The organism is Dethiosulfatarculus sandiegensis (assembly GCF_000931935.2).
Lineage (GTDB): Bacteria > Desulfobacterota > Desulfarculia > Desulfarculales > Desulfarculaceae > Dethiosulfatarculus > Dethiosulfatarculus sandiegensis.
On the sequence record NZ_AZAC01000050.1, the window covers coordinates 1 to 1964 of the forward strand.

The 1964-nt window shown below is 48.0% G+C and carries 3 protein-coding genes and 1 pseudogene; 2 read left to right on the plus strand and 2 right to left on the minus strand.

The window, feature by feature from the left end; all coding sequences use genetic code 11:
- Positions 1-159 (plus strand): annotated as a pseudogene (locus X474_RS26955) (IS256 family transposase); the annotation flags it as partial.
- Positions 160-773: 614 nt separating this feature from the next.
- On the opposite strand, the gene X474_RS25815 reads toward X474_RS26955, so the two are convergent.
- Positions 774-1400, minus strand: coding sequence for a transposase (locus tag X474_RS25815; RefSeq protein ID WP_082464544.1), 627 nt, complete (start codon positions 1398-1400; stop codon positions 774-776).
- Positions 1401-1574: 174 nt separating this feature from the next.
- On the opposite strand from X474_RS25815, the gene X474_RS27100 reads away from it, so the two are divergent.
- A complete protein-coding gene (locus X474_RS27100; RefSeq protein ID WP_269433216.1) occupies positions 1575-1706 on the plus strand; it encodes a hypothetical protein in 132 nt (43 codons plus the stop codon).
- A gap of 105 nt (positions 1707-1811) precedes the next feature.
- Here X474_RS27100 and X474_RS25820 read toward each other — a convergent pair.
- Positions 1812-1964 (minus strand): IS3 family transposase (locus X474_RS25820; protein WP_156360871.1); only part of this gene is annotated, 153 nt, incomplete at its 5' end.

Below are 1964 nucleotides of genomic sequence, written 5' to 3' on the forward strand. Positions count from 1 at the left end.
AGGGGGCATTTCCCCAATGATTATACCGCCACCAAGCTACTTTACCTTGCCATCAAAAACCTGGCGGAAAAGTGGAAGAGGCCGCCAAAGGATTGGACCGCAGCCATGAATCAATTCGCTATCTTATTTGACGAAAGAATTCGGGCGGTGCAAAATTGAAATCGTAAATCAAATCCGCAATTGGCTCATACACAGAAAACAAGACAGTCTCTATTCTGCAGGTAGTGTATAGAATTTTTCGTTTTTAAACTTAATTGTGTGATTCACAGATATCGTTTCAGTTTTGACAATTGAAGATTAAGGAAGTAGTTTGGTTCCCTGAGGCGTTCCTTTGCCGGATCGTACATAGCTTCGATCTCTTCGGTGAAAGGGGTTTTGGAATTTCGTTCAGTTATTCTGTCGATAGGAGCCTTCCCCCCCTGACGTCCCCCCAATATTTAGTTCCAAAAAGATGGTTAGGATTTGGCATAATCCATGCTCAATGAGCAAGAAAGGATTTTGTCATGAAGAAGTCTAAGTTCACAGATGAACGGATTGCGTTTACGCTTCGACAGGCCGAGCACGGTACTACGTACTACCGTCATAGTCAAGGTTATTGCCAAAGAAACACCCCTGCGGTTCAGCCATTTATGCTGATTTGAACATACGAATCGGATTCTGGCGGTGCTAGCCTCTGCAAAGGAGTCCCAGCTAACCATAGTGGCAGGGGTCCACAATAGTGGCCCGACGTTACTTAACACAGCCTGGGGAAACCCGGCGAGCGGGCCCGAGCATTATCTACGAGATCCCATTGGGTCCCACGGCCCGTTGATCAAGTCCCGCCGCCAGGTATGCCGGTTTTGTGATAGCCCACGGTAATCCTCTCCACGCTTTATAAGGGAGTGGGCTACTCGAGCCATCTTAGCTGCTATGGCGCTATACGCCTTTCGTTTCAGATCTGCATTGACTGGATCCTTTGCCATGTATCGTTCGTATTTGAATTTGAATGAGTTTTCTCTTTGCCGGATGGCCGATACAGCTGCCAGCCAGTATGCGTACCGCATGGCATTACCTCTTTTGCTCATTTTCGTGCGGCTCTGGAACTGGCCGCTTTGAGTCGAAGTAAGGTTGAAGCCGCAAAAAGCCAGGTACTGTTTGTGGTGACAAAACCGTCTGAGATCGCCGCTTTCGGCCATGATAATCAGGCTGATGATTGGCCCAATCCCTGGCATGGTCTGCAACCGGTGGCAGTCGGGGTTGTTCTGCAAAACTTCTTCCGAGCGGTTTTGCAGTTGCTGAACATCCTGGGTCAGCTCATGATAGCGGCGCACCTGCAATTGGAACGTTTCAACTGCCAAATCGTCGTGGGATAGGGGCAAAGCTATACTGTGCTGGGCGGTATAATAGATATCCTTGAGCAATCACCGTTTACTGATCTTGTTTGCCAACAAATCCCAGGCTTGGTTAACGAACTCATCCAAAGGTAGCTCGGTAATGCTTCTGGGGGTGGGAAAGGCCAGTAAAAATCGGCAGAACCATTATGATCTGCCGGAATTTACATACCGTTCAAACTCAGGGAAAAACAACGGTAAATAATGATTAACCAGGCTGTGATAGCAACGTGTCCGGATCCTGCTGATTTGATGATAAGTGTTTGCCAGCTCTTGCAGGTGCATGTGGCCGTGCACCAATGGATCGTGGAAAGGCTTGGTCATCCCCTGGGATAAAAGGTGCATGATCACCTTGGCGCCTTTGCGGTCATTTTTGTCCCATGAATTGTGCATGGCTTCCCTAATCCGGGCTGATCTTCCCCCTATTTTGTGGACACGCAGTTAAGCAGCCATGTTGATGGCCTCATACTGTTCCGGGTTCATATACCCCAGAGACGAATGTCTACGGATGCGGTTGTAAAAGACCTCTGTATATTCAAAGATATCGGCTTTAGCCTGCGTTTTTGTTTGATAATCTCTGTGCATCACCAATTC